Origin of the sequence: Bifidobacterium sp. MSK.17.10, assembly GCF_019129655.1 — a bacterium.
In the GTDB taxonomy this organism is placed as follows: Bacteria; Actinomycetota; Actinomycetes; order Actinomycetales; family Bifidobacteriaceae; genus Bifidobacterium; species Bifidobacterium adolescentis.
This window is the reverse complement of the sequence record NZ_JAHOJD010000006.1, coordinates 34,658-52,880: the sequence shown is the minus strand read 5'-3', so window position 1 is coordinate 52,880 and position 18,223 is coordinate 34,658. Positions and strand designations below refer to the sequence as shown.

General features: G+C 60.6%; 14 protein-coding genes, 2 tRNA genes and 1 pseudogene. 10 read left to right on the top strand and 7 right to left on the bottom strand.

Going from position 1 to position 18,223, the window contains the following annotated elements; translation table 11 throughout:
- The first annotated feature begins 14 nt into the window (after positions 1-14).
- From KSX58_RS06820 to nhaA, 8 genes and pseudogenes are all read left to right on the top strand, one after another.
- Complete coding sequence (locus KSX58_RS06820) at positions 15-1,415, top strand: replication-associated recombination protein A (RefSeq protein ID WP_003808733.1); 1,401 nt, start codon at positions 15-17, stop codon at positions 1,413-1,415.
- Positions 1,416-1,553: 138 nt separating this feature from the next.
- On the top strand, positions 1,554-3,065 hold the full coding sequence (locus tag KSX58_RS06815) for an MDR family MFS transporter (RefSeq protein ID WP_223895087.1): 1,512 nt from the start codon (positions 1,554-1,556) through the stop codon (positions 3,063-3,065).
- A 105-nt stretch (positions 3,066-3,170) separates the two neighbouring features.
- Entirely contained in the window at positions 3,171-3,791 is a 621-nt protein-coding gene (locus tag KSX58_RS06810; protein WP_011743024.1) for an ATP-dependent Clp protease proteolytic subunit, read from the top strand.
- Between the two features lie 2 nt (positions 3,792-3,793).
- Entirely contained in the window at positions 3,794-4,495 is a 702-nt protein-coding gene (locus KSX58_RS06805; protein WP_003808740.1) for an ATP-dependent Clp protease proteolytic subunit, read from the top strand.
- A 104-nt stretch (positions 4,496-4,599) separates the two neighbouring features.
- The gene (gene clpX, locus KSX58_RS06800; RefSeq protein ID WP_033499160.1) at positions 4,600-5,913 is read left to right on the top strand and encodes an ATP-dependent Clp protease ATP-binding subunit ClpX; all 1,314 of its coding nucleotides are present in this window, start codon (positions 4,600-4,602) and stop codon (positions 5,911-5,913) included.
- Positions 5,914-6,000: 87 nt separating this feature from the next.
- Positions 6,001-6,077: transfer RNA gene (locus tag KSX58_RS06795), tRNA-Arg, on the top strand.
- Between the two features lie 41 nt (positions 6,078-6,118).
- Positions 6,119-6,192, top strand: a tRNA-Arg gene (locus KSX58_RS06790).
- A 189-nt stretch (positions 6,193-6,381) separates the two neighbouring features.
- Positions 6,382-7,617: pseudogene (gene nhaA / locus KSX58_RS06785) on the top strand (Na+/H+ antiporter NhaA); the annotation flags it as partial.
- Positions 7,618-7,838: 221 nt separating this feature from the next.
- On the opposite strand, the gene KSX58_RS06780 reads toward nhaA, so the two are convergent.
- The 7 genes from KSX58_RS06780 to KSX58_RS06750 form a co-directional block, all read right to left on the bottom strand.
- Complete coding sequence (locus KSX58_RS06780) at positions 7,839-8,510, bottom strand: O-methyltransferase (RefSeq protein ID WP_003808749.1); 672 nt, start codon at positions 8,508-8,510, stop codon at positions 7,839-7,841.
- Between the two features lies 1 nt (position 8,511).
- Positions 8,512-9,429: a succinate dehydrogenase/fumarate reductase iron-sulfur subunit gene (locus KSX58_RS06775; protein ID WP_217735668.1), complete on the bottom strand. Its 918-nt coding sequence runs from the start codon at positions 9,427-9,429 to the stop codon at positions 8,512-8,514.
- Between the two features lie 58 nt (positions 9,430-9,487).
- Entirely contained in the window at positions 9,488-11,344 is a 1,857-nt protein-coding gene (locus tag KSX58_RS06770; RefSeq protein ID WP_039774945.1) for an FAD-binding protein, read from the bottom strand.
- A gap of 68 nt (positions 11,345-11,412) precedes the next feature.
- Positions 11,413-12,717, bottom strand: a complete 1,305-nt coding sequence (locus KSX58_RS06765) for a DNA-processing protein DprA (protein ID WP_003808755.1) — start codon at positions 12,715-12,717, stop codon at positions 11,413-11,415.
- Positions 12,714-14,243, bottom strand: coding sequence for a YifB family Mg chelatase-like AAA ATPase (locus tag KSX58_RS06760; protein WP_003808757.1), 1,530 nt, complete (start codon positions 14,241-14,243; stop codon positions 12,714-12,716). Before KSX58_RS06760 ends, KSX58_RS06765 begins: the two co-directional genes overlap by 4 nt.
- Positions 14,243-14,695, bottom strand: a complete 453-nt coding sequence (locus KSX58_RS06755; RefSeq protein ID WP_003808759.1) for a YraN family protein — start codon at positions 14,693-14,695, stop codon at positions 14,243-14,245. Before KSX58_RS06755 ends, KSX58_RS06760 begins: the two co-directional genes overlap by 1 nt.
- A 169-nt stretch (positions 14,696-14,864) precedes the next feature.
- Positions 14,865-15,740 carry a PfkB family carbohydrate kinase gene (locus KSX58_RS06750; RefSeq protein ID WP_003808760.1) on the bottom strand — a complete coding sequence of 292 codons (876 nt, stop codon included), beginning with the start codon at positions 15,738-15,740 and terminating at the stop codon, positions 14,865-14,867.
- A 330-nt stretch (positions 15,741-16,070) separates the two neighbouring features.
- Between KSX58_RS06750 and KSX58_RS06745 the strand changes: the two genes are divergently transcribed.
- Positions 16,071-17,381 (top strand): O-acetylhomoserine aminocarboxypropyltransferase/cysteine synthase family protein, encoded by a 1,311-nt coding sequence (locus KSX58_RS06745; RefSeq protein WP_085461848.1) that lies wholly within the window; start codon positions 16,071-16,073, stop codon positions 17,379-17,381.
- Positions 17,382-17,615: 234 nt separating this feature from the next.
- Positions 17,616-18,167, top strand: coding sequence for an ECF transporter S component (locus tag KSX58_RS06740; RefSeq protein ID WP_003808767.1), 552 nt, complete (start codon positions 17,616-17,618; stop codon positions 18,165-18,167).
- Positions 18,168-18,223: the final 56 nt, after the last annotated feature.

Here is an 18,223-nt window from a genome sequence, read left to right as displayed (position 1 = left end):
GTACAGTGGAAAGCATGACTGACGATTTGTTTGCCGCGATGGACGCGCCGGATGATGTGACGCGCCCGCTTGCCGTACGCATGCGCCCAGCGAGCATCGACGATGTGGTGGGGCAATCACGGGTATTGGGGGAGGGATCGCCATTGCGCAGACTCGCCAACCCCGCTTCGAAAGGCTCGCTCACCGCACCGAGCTCCATCATCCTGTTCGGACCTCCCGGAGTCGGCAAAACCACCCTCGCCTATATCGTCGCCAAACAGTCCGGCCGTGTCTTCGAGGAACTGTCCGCGGTCACCTCCGGCGTCAAGGACGTGCGTGACGTGCTCAAACGCGCGCACGAACGTCTCGTCTCCGAAGGCAAGGAAACGGTGTTGTTCATCGACGAGGTGCACCGCTTCTCCAAATCGCAGCAGGATGCGTTGCTGCCCAGTGTGGAAAACCGCGACGTCACCTTCATCGCGGCCACCACGGAAAACCCAAGCTTCTCCGTCATCAAGCCGCTGCTCAGCCGATCCGTGGTCGTCAAACTCGAATCGCTGGAACCGGACGATCTGAAAACGCTGATCAATCGCGCCATCGCAAGCGAACACGGCCTTGACAACGAAATCAGAATCACCGACGAGGCTGTGGATGAGATCATCCGCATGGCCGGCGGCGACGCACGTAAGACACTGACCATCCTCGAAGCCGCGGCCGGCGCGCTCACTGGTGACAAAGAACGAAAAAAAGGCGCGAAACGGCCCATCATCACGCCTGATGTGGTGTCGAAGGTCATGGACGTGGCCACCGTGCGTTACGACAAGGACGGAGACGACCACTACGACGTCATCTCGGCGTTCATCAAATCCATGCGAGGCTCCGATCCGGACGCCACCATGCATTATCTGGCCCGCATGCTGCGCGCGGGGGAAGACCCGCGCTTCATCGCACGACGCATCATGATCGCCGCATCCGAGGAAGTCGGCATGGCCGCCCCGCAGGTCCTGCAAGTCACCGTAGCCGCGGCGCAGGCAGTGGCCATGATCGGCATGCCCGAAGCGCGCATCATTCTTGCCGAAGCGGCGCTCGCCGTCGCCACCGCGCCCAAATCCAACGCCAGCTACAACGCCATCAACGCGGCGCTCGCCGATGTGGACGCGGGGCTTATCGGCCAAGTGCCGCTGCATCTGCGCAATGCGCCGACCGCGCTGATGAAAAGCTGGGGCAACCACGAAGGCTACCGGTACGCGCACGATTGGCCGGGCGCGGTGGCGCCACAGCAGTACATGCCTGACGAATTGCAGGGGCGTGAGTATTACCATCCGAACGACCGCGGTTACGAGCATGAGGTCAAGCCGAGATTGGAGCGGATTCGGAAGATTCTGCACGAAGAGGACGATAACGGTGACGGCCGTTCCGGCCAGCGCAACGCCTGATGTTCATTTCCTGCAGGCATTGGGTCAGGGGTTCCGCTAAAATTCTTCGCTGGGGTTGACGCCTGCTTGCTTTGCAAGGCCCATGCGTCAATCGCGGCGTCGCACATGGCCGCAGGAAAAAGTGCGCGGAAAGTGATTATGAAAGAACGGAATACAACGCTCGAAACCACCGACCATAACAATCGGAACAATAGCGAAAACATCAAGGAAACGCCGGACGAACGCATTCCCGGCAAACTCATCGGCGCCATCGTGGCGGTCGGCTCGCTCGCCTTCATCGGCATCCTCACCGAAACCGTGATGACGGTGCTGTTCCCACAGCTCATGCGGGAATTCAACGTGAACACTGCTACTGTGCAGTGGATCACCACCATCTACCTGCTGACGGTCGCAGCCACCATGCCGCTGTCGTCGTATCTTAACCGCAAATTCAAGCATCGCGTCCTGTTCCTCGCCGCGGTGGCGCTTGCGGTGCTTGGCTCGCTGACCATGATCTTCGGCCATGCGTTCCCGGTGATTCTAGTAGCCCGCATCATCCAGGGCATCGGCTCCGGCGTGGCCACACCGCTGATGATGAACATCATTCTCGAACAGTCCCCACGCAGCAAGGTCGGACGACTGATGGGCGTCGGTTCGCTCGTCATCACCGTGGCGCCCGCCATCGGCCCGACCGTGGGTGGCGCGGTGTCGAGCATTCTGCCATGGCGTGCGATTTTCGTCATCGTCATTCCCGTGATTCTGCTGATTTCGCTGCCTGTCGGCCTCAAATGCATCGAACAGCACCGTCCGACGGAAGAGGCGCATCTGAATCCGCTGCAGTTCGCGGCGATTGTGCTGGCGTTGTGCGGTCTAGTGATGTTCCTGAACCAGGCGGGCGTGGCTGTTGCCGCCGCCGTTTCGGGTGGTGTGGCTACAGCGCCGGCGATTTTCGCAGTGATCAGCCTGATCGTCGGCTTGGGATCGCTTTTCTTCTTCGGATGGTCGTCCCGTCGTTCCTTCTCGCCGCTGATTCGCTTGGGATGGCTGCGTGATCCGATGGTGCTGCTGCATCTGATCGCCTACATGCTGCTGCCGATCGTCGGCATCGGCTTCGGCTATGTGATCACCAATCTTGCCCAGCTTTCCCTGGGAACGAACGCGTTCCTGGCAGGCGCGCTGGTGCTGCCGGGCGCGTTGATCGGCGCTTTCTTCGCACCGATCGGCGGCACGCTGTACGACCGTTTCGGCCCTGTCCGCCCGATTCTGGGCGCGTTCTTCCTGGCGATCTGCGGCCCGATCCTGCTGCTGGTCTTCTCCATGCGGCTGACGCCGGCCACGCTTGCCGGTTTCTACTTCATCTTCGGACTTGGCTATGCGCTTGGCTTCTCCAACATCATGACCAATGCGTTGCGCAGCATTGCGCCGCAATTCATGCCGGATGGCAACGCCGTGTTCAACACCTGCCTGCAGTTCGGTGGCGCAGCCGGAACCGCGCTGTTCTCCACGGTGCTGTCTGTGGCCCAGGCCGGCGCTGGCAAGGAAGGAACCGAGGCATTCAGCCATGCCACGGCGGTTGGCGGCAGTTGGACGTTCACCGTCATGATCGTGATTGTCGCCGTTGCAATCTGCTGCCTGATTACCGCCTTCCGCATCGGCGCGAAACGCAAATAACCGTGTTTTCGCCGTCGGCTTCTCCACTGTGGGCGCAATTTTGTTCCCCGTCGCTTCGAAGCGGTAGGCTGTGAAACTATAGAGAACACTGGAAAAGGAGACAAGGTGAGCAACCTTAGTGCACCCCTGCCCGTCATGGCTGGCGAAGACATGCCGGCAGGACCCACCGATCCGATTTTCAACCGCCTGCTCAAGGACCGCATCATCTGGATGGGTGAGGAAGTCAAGGACGAGATGGCCAACCGCATTTGCGCGCAGATGCTGATGCTGGCCGCCGAGGATCCGAAAAAGGATATCTGGCTGTACATCAATTCCCCGGGCGGCTCCATCACCGCGGGCATGGCCATCTACGATACCATGCAGCTCATCGAGCCGGACGTGGCCACCGTGGGCTTGGGCATGTGCGCATCCATGGGCCAGTTCCTGCTGAGCTCCGGTACCAAGGGCAAGCGCTTCCTGACCTCGCATGCGCGTGTGCTGATGCATCAGCCGTCCGGCGGCATCGGCGGCACCGCCACTGACGTGCGCATCAACGCCGAGCTGATCATGGACATGAAAAAGACCATGAGCGAGTTGACCGCCGAGCAGACCGGACACACCGTCGAGGAAATCTACCGCGACAACGAGTACGACCACTGGTTCACCGCCCAAGAAGCGTTGGAGTACGGCTTCGTGGACAAGCTCGTTTCCACCCACGACACGATGAGCGCCACCAAGGGAGAGTGACCATGGCAAGCGAAGAAGCACAGTTTGTAGCCCGCGCCGAACGTCTGGCCGGACCGACCGGTGTGGTCGGCTTCCAGAGGGCTGCGGCGCGTGAGGCCGCGTTCGCACCGCAGAACCGTTACGTTCTGCCGCAGTTCGAGGAAAAGACCCCGTACGGATACAAGAGGCAGGATCCGTACACCCGCCTGTTCGAGGATCGCATCATCTTCATGGGCGTGCAGGTGGACGACACCTCCGCCGATGACATCATGGCCCAGCTGCTGGTTTTGGAAAGCCAGGATCCGAACCGTGACGTGATGATGTACATCAATTCGCCGGGCGGTTCCATGACGGCCATGACCGCCATCTACGACACCATGCAGTACATCAAGCCGGACGTGCAGACCGTATGCCTCGGCCAGGCCGCCTCGGCCGCGGCCATCCTGCTGGCCGCCGGCGCCAAAGGCAAACGTCTGATGCTGCCGAACGCCCGCGTGCTCATCCACCAGCCGGCCATCGACCAGGGCTTCGGCAAGGCCACGGAGATTGAAATCCAGGCCAAGGAGATGCTGCGTATGCGTGAATGGCTGGAGAACACGCTGGCCAAGCATACCGGTCGTGACATCGAGAAGATCCGCAAGGACATCGAAGTGGACACGTTCCTGACGGCCCAGGAGGCCAAGGAATACGGCATCGTTGACGAGGTGCTGGAACATCGCAGCTGAGCCTGCGGTGGAATGATATCTTCACAAATGCAATACCCCTGCCGGGTCGCGGCAGGGGTATTGTGTTTTCTAAACGGCAGATATGTGAAACGAAGAGGTTGCGAATGGGACGCGTGGTCAGCTACAACGATGCGGTGCCGAGATGCACGTTCTGCGGCAAGTCCGAGAGCCAGGTGCGCAAACTGGTCACCGGTTCGGGCGCGGCCATCTGCGACGAATGCATCGAATTGTGCGTGGACATCATTTCCGAGGAACGGGACAAGGACGCCCAGCTCAATATCCTGCAACTGCCCAAGCCGGCACAGATCAGCGCCTACCTCGACAATCACGTCATAGGCCAGGAGTCCGCCAAAAAGACACTTTCAGTGGCGGTGTACAACCATTACAAGCGCGTCAACATGGAAATGCGCGAGTCGTCGCGAATCGGCAAGGAACGGATGCATGGACATGACGATTCGTTCGAGGGCGTGCAAGTGGCGAAATCGAACATCCTGCTACTCGGACCGACCGGCGTGGGCAAAACATATCTCGCGCAGACGCTGGCCCATGTGATGAACGTGCCGTTCGTCATAGCGGACGCCACCACGCTCACCGAGGCGGGATATGTGGGCGATGACGTCGAAACCGTGCTGCAGCGCCTCATCCAGGCTGCTGACGGGGATGTGGCGCGTGCGCAGCAGGGCATCGTATATATCGACGAAATCGACAAGATCGCCCGTAAAAGCGGCGAAAACACCTCCATCACGCGTGACGTGTCCGGCGAGGGCGTGCAGCAGGCGCTGCTCAAGATCCTTGAAGGCACCGTCGCCTCCGTGCCGGTGGAAGGGACCCGCAAGCATCGTGAAATGGAAACCGTGCAGATCGACACCCGCGACATACTGTTCATCTGCGGTGGCGCGTTCGTGGGACTCGCCGACATCGTGGCGCAACGGTTGGGCGCCAGGGAAAGCGGTTTCGGTGCGGCCTGGCATGACCATGAGGTTCCCAAGCGTGAGCTGCTTGCGCAGGTCTCCGCCGATGATCTGGCTGATTTCGGATTATTGCCGGAGTTCATCGGACGTCTGCCGGTAGTCAGCGTGCTTGAGGAACTTACCGAAGACGATTTGGCCCGAATCCTCGTCGAACCGGAAAACGCGCTGGTCAAGCAGTACCAGAAGCTATTCGCCGTCGATGGGGTGACGTTGACCTTTACCGAAGGGGCGATACGGCAGATTGCGGCGACGTCGATTCGGCGGGGTACGGGCGCACGTGGATTGCGTTCGATTATTGAGAAGACGCTGGAGGACACCATGTTCCGTCTTCCCAGCATGGAAGGCGTCGAAGAGGTGGTCGTCGACGAAGCCGCCGTCACCGGATCGGGCACTCCGAAACTATTCAAGGTGTCGACGCAGAAAATTCCTCGTCTACGTGAGGCGTAAGGCCGAAAACTCCTGCGACACGCCGAGATTTTGCCTGGAGTTCATTTGGGTGTATCTTATTCGAGTTGCCGAAAACAAGACAACGTTGCGCGAGTAGCCCAGCGGATTAGAGCAGCTGACTACGGATCAGCAGGTCGCAGGTTCGAATCCTGTCTCGCGCACCAGCCACCAGTCATCAGGTGGCGCAAAGAAATGAGATGACGTTGCGCGAGTAGCCCAGCGGATTAGAGCAGCTGACTACGGATCAGCAGGTCGCAGGTTCGAATCCTGTCTCGCGCACATGAACCTCCTTCGCGAATGCGGAGGAGGCTTTCTTTATTTTCCGTGGATTTTTGTGAAGCCTGCAATTGATTGCGCGCACAGCGGAGCGCAATATGCGGCAGGGATGAACGCCAAGACCCTCCGATACACTTGATACTACGTTTACGGATACTGCGGTCGAACGGGGACCGCAAGACAAGGAGCATGATGGCCACATCGAAGAGGGGAACCTGGGCAACAATCCGACGCATAGCCGCGTCCGACCGCATATCCGGTCTGATTATGCTCGGTTTCGCTCTTGCCGGCCTATTGCTCGCCAATCTGCCGTTCACCGCGCATGCGTTCGAACAGCTTGAGAACTTCCGTATAGCCATTCCACACACCAATATCGACATGGGATTGGGCCATTGGGTGCAGGATGGCCTGCTGACGGTGTTCTTCCTGACCGTAGGCCTGGAATTGAAGCAGGAACTCACCACGGGATCACTGTCCAATCCCAAAGCCGCGGCCGTGCCGATGCTGTGCGCGGTTGGCGGTATGCTTGCTCCGCCGGTACTGTTCATCGGCGTGATCTCATTGTTTGCGGCGGCAGGATCAGGGCAACTCGTCATCGCTTCAGGAACGTCGTTCTCCTTCGCACAGATGTCCAATGGCTGGGCGGTGCCCACAGCCACGGATATCGCGTTCTCATTGGCCGTATTGGCCCTGTTCGCCAAAGCGTTGCCGGGATCCATCCGCGCTTTTCTGATGACATTGGCCACAGTGGACGACCTGCTGGCCATCATCCTGATCGCGGTGTTCTTCTCATCGGTGAACGCATGGTACTGGTTCCTTGGCATAGCCGTATGCGCGGTCGTCTGGTACTTTCTGGTCCGCATGCGCAAGGTACCGTGGTTGGCCGTGGCCATCGTGGGCGTGCTGGCATGGGTCATGATGTTCGAAGCCGGCGTGCACCCCACTTTGGCCGGCGTGCTCGTGGGACTGCTCACGCCGGCCCATGAGCGTTTCGGTGAGAAGACGCCGCGTGCGGAACGTTACGCCGACAAGCTGCAGCCGTTCTCCGCACTGCTGGCGTTGCCGATCTTCGCACTGTTCGCCACTGGTGTGCACTTCGAGTCGTTGACCTTGGCGCTGTTCGTCTCGCCGGTGGTCGTTGCCGTGATGGTGGCGCTCGTGGTCGGCAAACCTCTGGGCATCATGACCACCGCATGGCTGTCCACGCACGTGGGCGGTCTGAAGATGGCCAAAGGGCTGCGCGTGCGCGACATGTTCCCCGCCGCCTGCGCCTGCGGCATTGGTTTCACGGTGTCGTTTCTCATCGCGTCGCTGGCATATCAGGATGCCGAACTATCGGCTGAAGCCCGTTTCGGCGTCCTGGTGGGGTCCATGGTCGCAGCCGTGATCTCAGGTATTCTGCTGAGCCATCAATCCAAACGATTCGAACTGGAGGACGGTACGAAGCATAAGCACCATACCGGCGACGAAGATGCCATGAACGAAGTTGAGACGGTGCTGGAAGACGGTACCGTGGTGGTCAGCCAGATAATCGGCACCCACCAGGAACAGTAAAAGGGATTTCCATATGTTGAAAGGGCCACGCATTCCCATGCGTGGCCCTTTCAACATATCGTGCCATTGCGGCACGGCTGATTAATCTGATTGGTCTATTTCTTGACGGCAACCAGCAGACCAGTGCCGGTCGGCGTCAACGCAGTGACGAACCGTTCATCCGACTCCACTGTTTCCAGCAATTCGCGCATCGCGATGGATTTGGCATCACGATTGGCGGGATTCAGCACGCCGCCGGCCGATGTGGCCGAATCAAAGGCAAGTACATCGGTGAAGACAATCGCGGCATGCGGTTTCAGCAGGCGTGGAGCCTGCGCGAAAGCCGCCGCATAATTCTCCGGATCGCCGGCCACGACGATTAAATCGTAATTCTCGGCGTTCAGACGGGGCAGAAACACACCTGCGGACGCGTTCACGGCACGCAATGTGGTTTCGGTGTCATCGGACAGACGATTGAACAGTTTGCGAATCAGCGCGATGCCCTGCGTGGACGAATCGACGGCCGTAAGCTGGCCTGCATTGTCAAGACCGTTGATCAGCTGCATCGTCTCCACCACGGAACCGGTGCCGATGGCGATCACCGACGAGGCGTCCAACATTCGCACCAGCATGCGCAGCAATTCGGCCTGCGCCGCGGATCCTTGGGGAATGCCGGCTTCCTCGGCCGCGGTCCTGATCGCATTGAGTTCGGCAGACTGGCGTGAGAACGCATGATCCTCGACGTACTCCCACGATTTCGCGAGATTGGTATATGACGTCCTATCCATTTCAGCGCTCCTTGATTTGGGCGATCAGCTGCCAGATCTCCTCACCGACATCGATGCCACGCGGGCATTCACGCGTGCAGGCGCGCACCGACTGACACGCGGCGATGCCATCGGCGGAATCGATGGCATCCATACGTGCATCCGTCTGACTGTCGCGTGAATCATTGATGAAACGGGAGGCGGCGATAAGAGCCGCAGGGCCGATGAACGCCTCGCCGCCTGCATATACCGGACAGCTTCCCTCACAGGTGCCGCAGGCTATGCAGTTGCTCAGCAGCTCATACTTGGCGAGCTGCTGGGGATTCTGCAGATATTCGAATGCGTTGATCTTGCCGTCCGCGGTGGTGGCGAGTTCGCCACTGGCCTGCAGATACGGCTTGAGTTTCCTGATTTGGTCAAGCATCTGGTTGATATCGGCGATCAGATCACGCTGCACGGGGAAACCGGGCAGCGGTGCGAGCTCGATGACACCCAAATCGTCGGCATCCTGCGTTTGCGCGGGTTGAACGTCTTCGCCCGTATGACGGAAGCCGTCCTCATCCACCTGTGCGTCGGACGGCTGCTTTGCCCAAGCCTTCACCGTGGCGGTGCACAGAAGCGTAGGCGTGCCGTTGATGGACACGGCATCGGAACCGCACATGCCATGACCGCACGAATAACGGAAGGCAAGCGTCGGATCGATGGTGCGCTTGACTTTGAGCAGGCAGTCAAGCACGGTGTCCTCCGGACGCGCCGGCACCACGTAATCCTGCACCCACTGCTTGCCTCGCGGACGCCTGCGCGTGGATCCGGAATCGCCGAAGGGAGAGCTCTTCCTAGCGAACGGCGAGCCGCCTCGTTCACGGCCGCGTTCGGGACACGGCGTGAACCTGTTCACCCGCAACGTCACCGTTTCCATGCCGTTCTCCATGCCGCTCATATACCTGCCTTTCGATAAAAAACCGTCAACCAGTCTGCCATACGCCGTGCCCAGGGTGTCAGTATTCACGGGCCTTTGGCGGCATGTCCACGATGTGCACCGGCTGCCAGGAGACCTGGCAGGAAACATCCGTCATGGAATGGGCCAGGAAATGCTCGTCGTCACGCTCCGGGAAATCAAGACGCTTCAACGATCCACGGGATTCGTGACGCGCATCGGAGGCGGCGAGCACGGCCTTGCCGAGCTCCAACAGATGGCGCACCTCCCAGATGGCGGTGATTTCCTGATTGAAAGTGGGGGAGTCGGAATGCGCATGCAGCGCCTCGGCACGCGGCGTGAGCGTATCGTCCAGCGTAGCCAACGCCTGTTCGATGCTGTTCCGGTCGCAACGCACCGCGACCGCCTGCTCCATGACGGATCCCAAATCGGCCATCAGCTGGTACGGATTGTCCGACGACGCATCGTCGTCATCGGACGGCCGCGTCAACAGTTCCTTGACCTGCGCGGAACGCTTGTCGGCAGCCTGCGACACCGCGTCGATAGATGCTTCGTCGGCAGGCTCGGCCATCGGATCGTTCACTGGATTATCGACGACACGTTCAGCCATCGCCTTGCCCGAACGGGTGCCGAAGAGGCAGGCGTCCAACAGCGAGTTGCCGCCCAGACGATTCGCGCCATGCACCGACACGCAGGAGCATTCGCCAGCGGCGAACAGACCGTCCACGACGGCGCGTTCGCCATCGACCCAACGGTAGACTTCGCCGTCGGTGGTGATGGGGATGCCGCCCATGGTGTAATGCGCGGTGGGTTTGACCGGCACATAGTCGCGGGTCGGATCGAGATCGGCATACTGTTCGATGGTCTCCACCACCTGCGGCAGCACCTCATGCATATGATCCGCATCGATGCCGGTCATATCCAGCCAGACACAATCCTTCGGCCCATCCGGATTTTTCGGATCGGCGATTCCTCGTCCGGCGTCGATTTCAGCCATGATGGAACGGCTCACCACATCACGCGCGGCAAGATCGGCATGCCCCGGCGCGTAATGTTCCATGAACGCCTCGCCATCGGAGTCGCGCAGCACGCCGCCTTCCGCACGTGCCGCCTCAGACAGCAGAATGCCGGTATGGGCGAGACCGGTCGGATGGAACTGCACGAACTCGCTATCCTCAAGCTGAAGGCCAGCGGACAATGTCAACGCCATGCCGTCACCGGTCAGATCCCACGAATTCGACGTGGTATGGAACAGACGGCCGGCACCGCCAGTGGCCATCAGCACATTGCGTGCGTGGATGGCATGCGTCTCGCCCTTGTGCGTGTCGAACGCCACCACGCCCTCGACCTTGCCGTGGTCTTCGGAAACCACCAGATCGGTCACATACCATTCCTCGGCGAACTCAACGCCCTCGGCCACGCACTGCTGCCATAGCGAGAACAGAATCTGATGCCCGATGCGGTCGGCCGCATAAGCGGCGCGGCGGACCGGTTCCTTGCCGAAATCCTTGGTATGGCCTCCGAAACGGCGCTGCGCGATATGGCCGTCATCGGTACGCGAGAACGCGACGCCGGCATGCTCCAGCGCGATCACAGTGGCAGGAGCCTGTTCGGCAAGCAGCTTCGCCGCATCCTGGTCGACAAGCCAGTCGCCGCCTTTGACTGTGTCATAGTAATGCCAATGCCAATCGTCTTTCTCCACGTTGCCAAGGCTGGCCGCAATGCCGCCTTCCGCGGAGCCGGTGTGCGAACGCAGCGGCTGCAGTTTGGATATCACCAGGACGTTCGGTTCGATGCCGTCCGCCCGCATCTGGCGCATCCGCTCGCTACGGAGCATTCCCAACGCTGCGGACAGGCCGGCCGCGCCTGCGCCGACGATCACTGCATCATACATATCTTCAACATGCTTCGGACTCATACCACCGATTCTCGCACAAGGTGTGACCTCGCACGTTCGACGCGGCTGAGGTGGAGGTGCCGGGCCTGCTATCGCTGCTCGGCGATGATCCATCCGGACCGCATGCTGATGCGGCCTTCAAGCTCCAAGGAGCCCAGTTCGCGCATGATTCGCGAGATGGGATATTCTCCCGGATGCGTCTTGTCCATTAGATCGAGCAGATCGTCGGCGGAGACGTGGCCGTTTGCTTCGGCGCAAGTTTTAATGGCGGCGAGTATGGCATCGTCGGATTCGTCTGTCGATTCCTGCGGATGTTCGGTGTCATCCGGCAGGTCGACATGTTGCGGGCGATGCGCGCTATGGCATAGTTCGTCGATCTCCGCCAGTGAGCAGATGATGGTGGCTCTGCCGTCTTGGATAAGGCGATTGCAGCCGGTGTTATGCGGCATGGTGATGTCTCCCGGCACGGCGAACAGATTGCGGTTGAGTTCGTTCGCCCAGCCTGCGGTGTTGAGCGCGCCGGAACGCGCACGTGCCTGCGCCACGATCAGAGTGGATGACAATGCCGCGATCAGACGGTTGCGCAGCAGGAACCGTCTTGCCTCCGGCACGGTTCCGGGGCACAGTTCGGAAATCAAAGCGCCCGAATGGCTTTCGATCTGCTCGAACAGGTTCTGGTTGCTTTTCGGACCGATATGGTTCAGTCCGCCAGCGAATACGGCGACGGTGCGTCCCGCCAGAGCGGCGCTCATTTCGTCCATGGCTTTGACCGCGCCCCAATGCGCCGCGGCGTCGGTGCCCAGCGCGCCGCCGGATACCACCAGATGTCCGGCACGCGCCATCCGAAGGGCCAATTCGTGGGCGCTTTGCCTACCGTAGTCGCTTACGCCCCGTGAGCCGACGATACCCACCGGCTCGGGGCATGACACCAGCGCCTTCGGATCGCCTTTGCCCCATAGGCAGAGCGGGGAGGCCCAGTCGGTGCGCAGTGAAAGGTCGTTCAGTTGGCTGGGCCAACAGGGGTGATGCGGGGCGATGATCCACTGCGTGCCGTCTGCTGTGAACCAGTCTCGCAATGCGTCCGGATCCTTGCTGGGCAACGATGCCAGACGTTGCTGCCATGACACCAGCGAGCCATGGAACGAAGCCATTCCGCGGGCGTTGATGGTGCGTCCCCAACGAGTGACGCCGTTGATGAACGCCGCATCCAATGACGTGCAGGCCGCGGCCGTCACGTTTTCGTGATTGCCAGGGCCGCTGTCAGCGATCAGCTGTAGCGCGCTTGCCGCGGAGCCGGTGCCTTTGACCAGCGCGTACATCATCGCGTCGGCGCTGTCCAGGCAGAAGGTGAGCACCGCGCGGGCCAGGGTCTCGTCGTCGATCGTCACCATCATGCCAGCCTCGTTCTCATGGATATTCCCTGCATCATTTCCTCAGGTCCTGGGGAAGTCTTTCCCGCCAGATCGGATAATGTCCACGCAAGCCGCATGGCACGGTCGGCGCCACGCAGGCTCAGCCGCTCGCTCGCCAAGGCGCGGTTGACCAATTCGATGGCCTTGGGGGAGGTGTTGGCTCTCAGCCAGGTGCCGGTAGCCTGCGCGTTGCAGCACCAGCCGAATTCGCGGAACCGTTCCTGCGCCATCTGCCGGGCAACGATGACACGCAGACGTATGGCATGGCTCGAATCGCCGGAGGGAGCGTTCCCCGGACTTATCCGCTCCACCGGAGGCACCTCGATCTGGATGTCGATACGGTCGAGGATCGGTCCGGAAAGCCGGCTGAAATACTTGACGCGGTCCTTTTCTCGGCAGGTGCAGCGCTCGCCGTTGCCGTACGCGTAGCCGCACGGGCAGGGATTCGCCGCCATAATCAGTTGGAAGCGAGCCGGATAGTATGTGGTGCCTTTCGCTCTGGAAATCGCGACATATCCGGATTCCAAAGGTTCGCGCAGCGTCTGCAGCGTACGCGCCGAGAATTCCGGAGCCTCGTCCATGAACAGGATGCCGCGATGCGCGCGGGTGATGGCTCCGGGCTGGGCCAATCCTGCGCCTCCACCCACCAGCGCGGCGGTCGACGCGGTATGGTGGGGCGCCTCGAACGGTGGAACGTCGCTGATTCCGTATCCGGGAAGCGTGCCGCATAACGAACGAATCGAGGCCACTTCAAGCTGTTCCGTCTCGTTCAAAGGACTCATGATGCCGGGAATGCGCGAAGCGAGCATGGTCTTGCCTGTGCCGGGCGGACCGGTCATCATCAGATGATGGCCTCCGGCGGCAGCCACCTCCAACGCCCATTTGGCCGCTTGCTGGCCCATCACTTCGCTCATGTCGCCGGGCGGAGGGCACATGCCCGTGGCGCCGACATCGGCGTTCACGGCATGCGTGGCTTCGGGAATCCGGTAGTCCGCATCGCCTCCCATCAGTTCGATGAGCTCTCCGACATGCCTCACGCCGATCGCCTTGACATCCGGAACGAGACGGGCCTCATCAAGGTTGGCGTAAGGCACGATGATTGTTGCGATTCCCTGCTCCCGCGCATGCAGCATGATGGGCAGCAGTCCGTTGATGGGCAATACGGTGCCGTCAAGATTCACCTCGCCAAGCACGATGGTGCCGGCCAGACAGTCATGGGCGATTGCGCCGGCCGCGCTGAGCACGCTGGCCGCGATGGCCAGATCATGCGAAGAGCCTTTCTTCGGCATGGACGCTGGGGAGAGATTGACCGTGACACGGGTTTCCGGCCATTTGAAACCACTTGCCTGGCATGCCGACTTGACCCGTTCGCGCGCCTCGGACAATGAGGTGTCGGGCAGGCCGATGATGGAGAAATAGGGAAGTCCAGGGGATACGAACGCTTGAATCTGGACGATGAAGGCTTTCAAACCGATCAGTCCTACGGAAAGGGCGCTGCCGATGGCCATCAGAACGCTCCCTCGATATGATGCAGCAAAGGTCTGTCTCCCTGCACCACGACGGTGACGACGTCAAAACGCACGCCACTGTTCGGCATGCGGTGCTCCGGCGCCGTCAGCCATTGCACGGCGGCATGGCGCAGATTGATTTGCTTGGAAGCGGTCACCGCCTCCTGAGGGGTGCCGTAGCGCATCGTACGTCTGGTTTTGACCTCGACGAAAACGATCTGGCCCATCGGATTGCGCGACACGACGTCGAGTTCGCCGTATCGGCAATGCCAGTTGCGGTCGAGCGTCCGCCACCCTTGGCTTTCCAACCATGCGGCGGCGTACTGTTCTCCCAGCTCGCCGATCTGTCGGGAACGCAGCGTGCCGTCATGCAGACGCCGCGCTAGGGAATCGAGAATCTGCTCCGGCGGCTGCGTTGGGGCCGGAACATCATGTGATGATGAATGGTTCATGGCCCTAGTCCAACAGACAGAAGCCACGCATGACAAGGCCGATAGGCTAATGTGGATAACTTACGTATCTCGGGCGTGTCGTGGATAGTCGGTGGATGAGTCGACGCTATCCACACCTATCCACAACACGATCCAAGGCCTCTGTGCGAAAAGAGTGACCGATGAACCGTCAACGACGGGTCAAAGCGGTCAATTCGTCGAGATTGAGTTCGAAGCTCACGCCTCGTTCCTCATGATTCGGCTGATACTGGGTGCTTTCCATCGCATGGCGGACGAACTCGCCGGCGATGTTCGCGGCCTCGGCCAGAGGACGGCCAGCCATCACCGCGCCGCACAGCGCCGACGCGAACGCGTCGCCGGTGCCGTGGGTCATGAACGGCAGCTTGGCATGCGCCAGCTCCTGTTTTCCGGCGACGCCCGTCGAAGCTGACGCCACATAGTTGCGAATCATGCCATCCCCTCGATCGATGCCCTTAAGCACCACGTTCTTCGCGCCGGCGGCAAGCAACGCCCCAAGAATCTCATCCACCTGCGCGTCGTCGATATCCTGGCCTGGATAGTCACGGCCCGTCAAAATGGATGCCTCGGTAAGATTCGGCATCAGCGCATCCGCGCCATCCACCAGCGTGCCCATCGCCCGACACAGCTCAGGAGTGTACGTGGCGTAGATTTCTCCGCCGTCGCCCATCACCGGATCCACCAACCGCAAGGCATGCGGATACTCCGCGTATAGGCGTTTGATGATTGCGACCTGGTCCGCGGAACCAAGAAAACCGGAATAGACGCCATCCAAATCGACGTTCTCCTGACGCCATGCGTCCAGATAGCCGTCCAGAATCTCGGTCGTATCGTGGAACGTGAATACCTCGTAGCGCGTGTGCGCGGAAAACAGCGCCGTCGGCACCGGACAAACGTCGCAGCCGGCCGCCGACAGAATCGGAATGGCCGCCGTCAGCGAACACTTGCCATAACCGCACATGTCATGCACCGCGGCGACGCGCGGAATATACCGCGGATCACGGTCGTACAGAATCTCATCGCTCATATCGGAACCTCTCTTGCGATTTGCCTGCCCATGACTTTAGCCGTTCCCCTGACCTGACGCGCATCCGTTCCTCACGGTGGGTCACCGGCATGCGGGACTTCGGCGTGTCGAATGGTTCCGAATGGTTTTTTCAACGGTTGGGGGAGTGGGGAAAGCCAATGATTCCAACGGTTTATAAGGGGATATAGGCAAGTGCGATAACGTTCGGCTTGCGTTGCGCTCGCCGGCCGGTTTATTGTCGCTACCAACACCTGGCCAAGCGCCCTACACGGCAGGGCGGGTGGCCAACCAAGACGAGAACAACGAACCCTTATCCAAGGAGAGCGCATCATGGCAAACAAGAACTATCGTTTCGAAACCCTGCAGCTGCACGTCGGCCAGGAGCAGGCCGACCCGGCCACCGACTCCCGCGCGGTGCCGATCTACCAGACCACCAGCTACGTCTTCCACAACTTCGACCACGCCGAGGCCCGCTTCGGACTGGCGGACCCGGGCAACATCTACGGCCGTCTGACCAACTCCACCCAGGGCGTGTTCGAAGACCGCATCGCGGCCCTCGAAGGCGGCACCGCGGGCCTGGCCGTCGCGTCCGGCGCGGCCGCCGTGGAATACGCGGTGCGCAACATCACCCAGTCCGGCGACCACATCGTCGCAGCCAAGAACGTGTACGGCGGCACCTTCAACCTGCTGCGCCACACCCTGCCGCGCGACGGCATCACCACCACCTTCGTCTCCGCCGAGAACCCGCAGGAGTTCGAGGACGCCATCCAGGAGAACACCAAGCTCGTCTACTTCGAGACCTTCGGCAACCCGAACGCCGACCTTCCGGACTTCGAAGCCATCACCGCCATCGCCCACAAGCACCACCTGCCGGTGATCGTGGACAACACCTTCGCCTCCCCGTACCTGTTCCGCCCGCTGGAGCACGGCGCCGACGTCGTTGTGGAATCCGCCACCAAGTTCATCGGCGGCCACGGCACCACCCTCGGCGGCGTGATCGTGGAAGGCGGCAAGTTCAACTGGGCCGAAGTGCCGGGCAAGTTCCCGACCCTGACCGAGCCGGATCCGTCCTACCATGGCCTGAACTTCTATGAGGCCCTCGGCGGCGCCGCCTTCGTGACCCGTGTGCGCGCCATCCTGCTGCGCGACACCGGCGCCACCCTGTCCCCGTTCGCGGCCTTCCTGCTGCTGCAGGGCACCGAAACCCTGTCCCTGCGCGTCGAACGCCACGTCCAGAACGCGCTGAAGGTCATCGACTACCTGAAGACCGTGCTGGAGGTCGAGTCCATCTCCCACCCGTCCATCGAAGGCCGCAAGGACAACGACCTGTACAAGAAGTACTTCCCGAACGGCGGCGGTTCCATCTTCACCTTCGACATCAAGGGCGGCAAGGACGCGGCACGCGTGTTCATCGACAACCTGCACCTGTTCAGCCTGCTGGCCAATGTGGCCGACGCCAAGAGCCTCGTGATCCACCCGGCCTCCACCACGCACTCCCAGGAGACGCTGGAGGAGCTCGAGGACCAGGGCATCCACCAGGGCACCATCCGCCTGTCCATCGGACTGGAGAACATCGACGACATCATCGAGGACCTCGAAAGCGGCTTCAAGGCCTTGCGCGAATCCGGTCTGGCCAAGTGACTTTGGTCTGAAACAACTGTCGGGCGGTCCGCTGCACCATGAGAAGGGGGGTGTTGCGGGCCGCCCGTTTTGCACTGCGCTTGTAACGCGGATGGGATAAAATTTTCGCTTATTGCGATATGGTATGTCGCAATTTGATACATCGAAAGAAATTCCTTGCGATTTCTTTACAAATCGTAGGAAAAGCAAGATGATTTTGCTATTTTGGTAAAAAAGAGAGAAGAAGACTGTATTATGGCGCAGGACGTCAAGAACGATATCAAGAAAGCTATTCAGGTCAACACCATCCCGTTGATCGCCATCATGACCGCGGTCACCACCGTGCTGACCATGTTCGTGAAGATTCCGACCCCGACCCGTGGATACCTCAACCTGTCCGACACGATGATTTTCTTCAGCTCCTATGCGTTCGGCCCGTGGGTCGGCGGCATCATCGGCGGTCTTGGACCGGCGTTGTCCGACCTCATCTCGGGATACCCGCAGTGGGCAATCTTCACCTTCATCATCGACGGTCTGCAGGCGGTGCTCGTGGGTCTGCTGGTCCGTGAATTCAAACCGGCCAACGTCGTCATCGGCTCTCTGGTGGCCGGCGTGTGGAAGGTGTTCGGCTACTTCATCGCCGGCGGCATCCTGTCCGGCTTCGGTCCGGCCCTAGGCGAAATCATCGGCAACTCATTCCAGATGGTTGTCGGCCTGATCGTTGGCTTCGCACTGTTCTCCGCGGTGCGCAAGGCTTATCCGCCGCTGGTGCGACTCGGCAACCTCAGCGTCAAGGCCGGCGAGTGATACATTATTGTCTTGCATAAATAAAGCCCGTGGGTTCACCGATGAACGGCGATTCC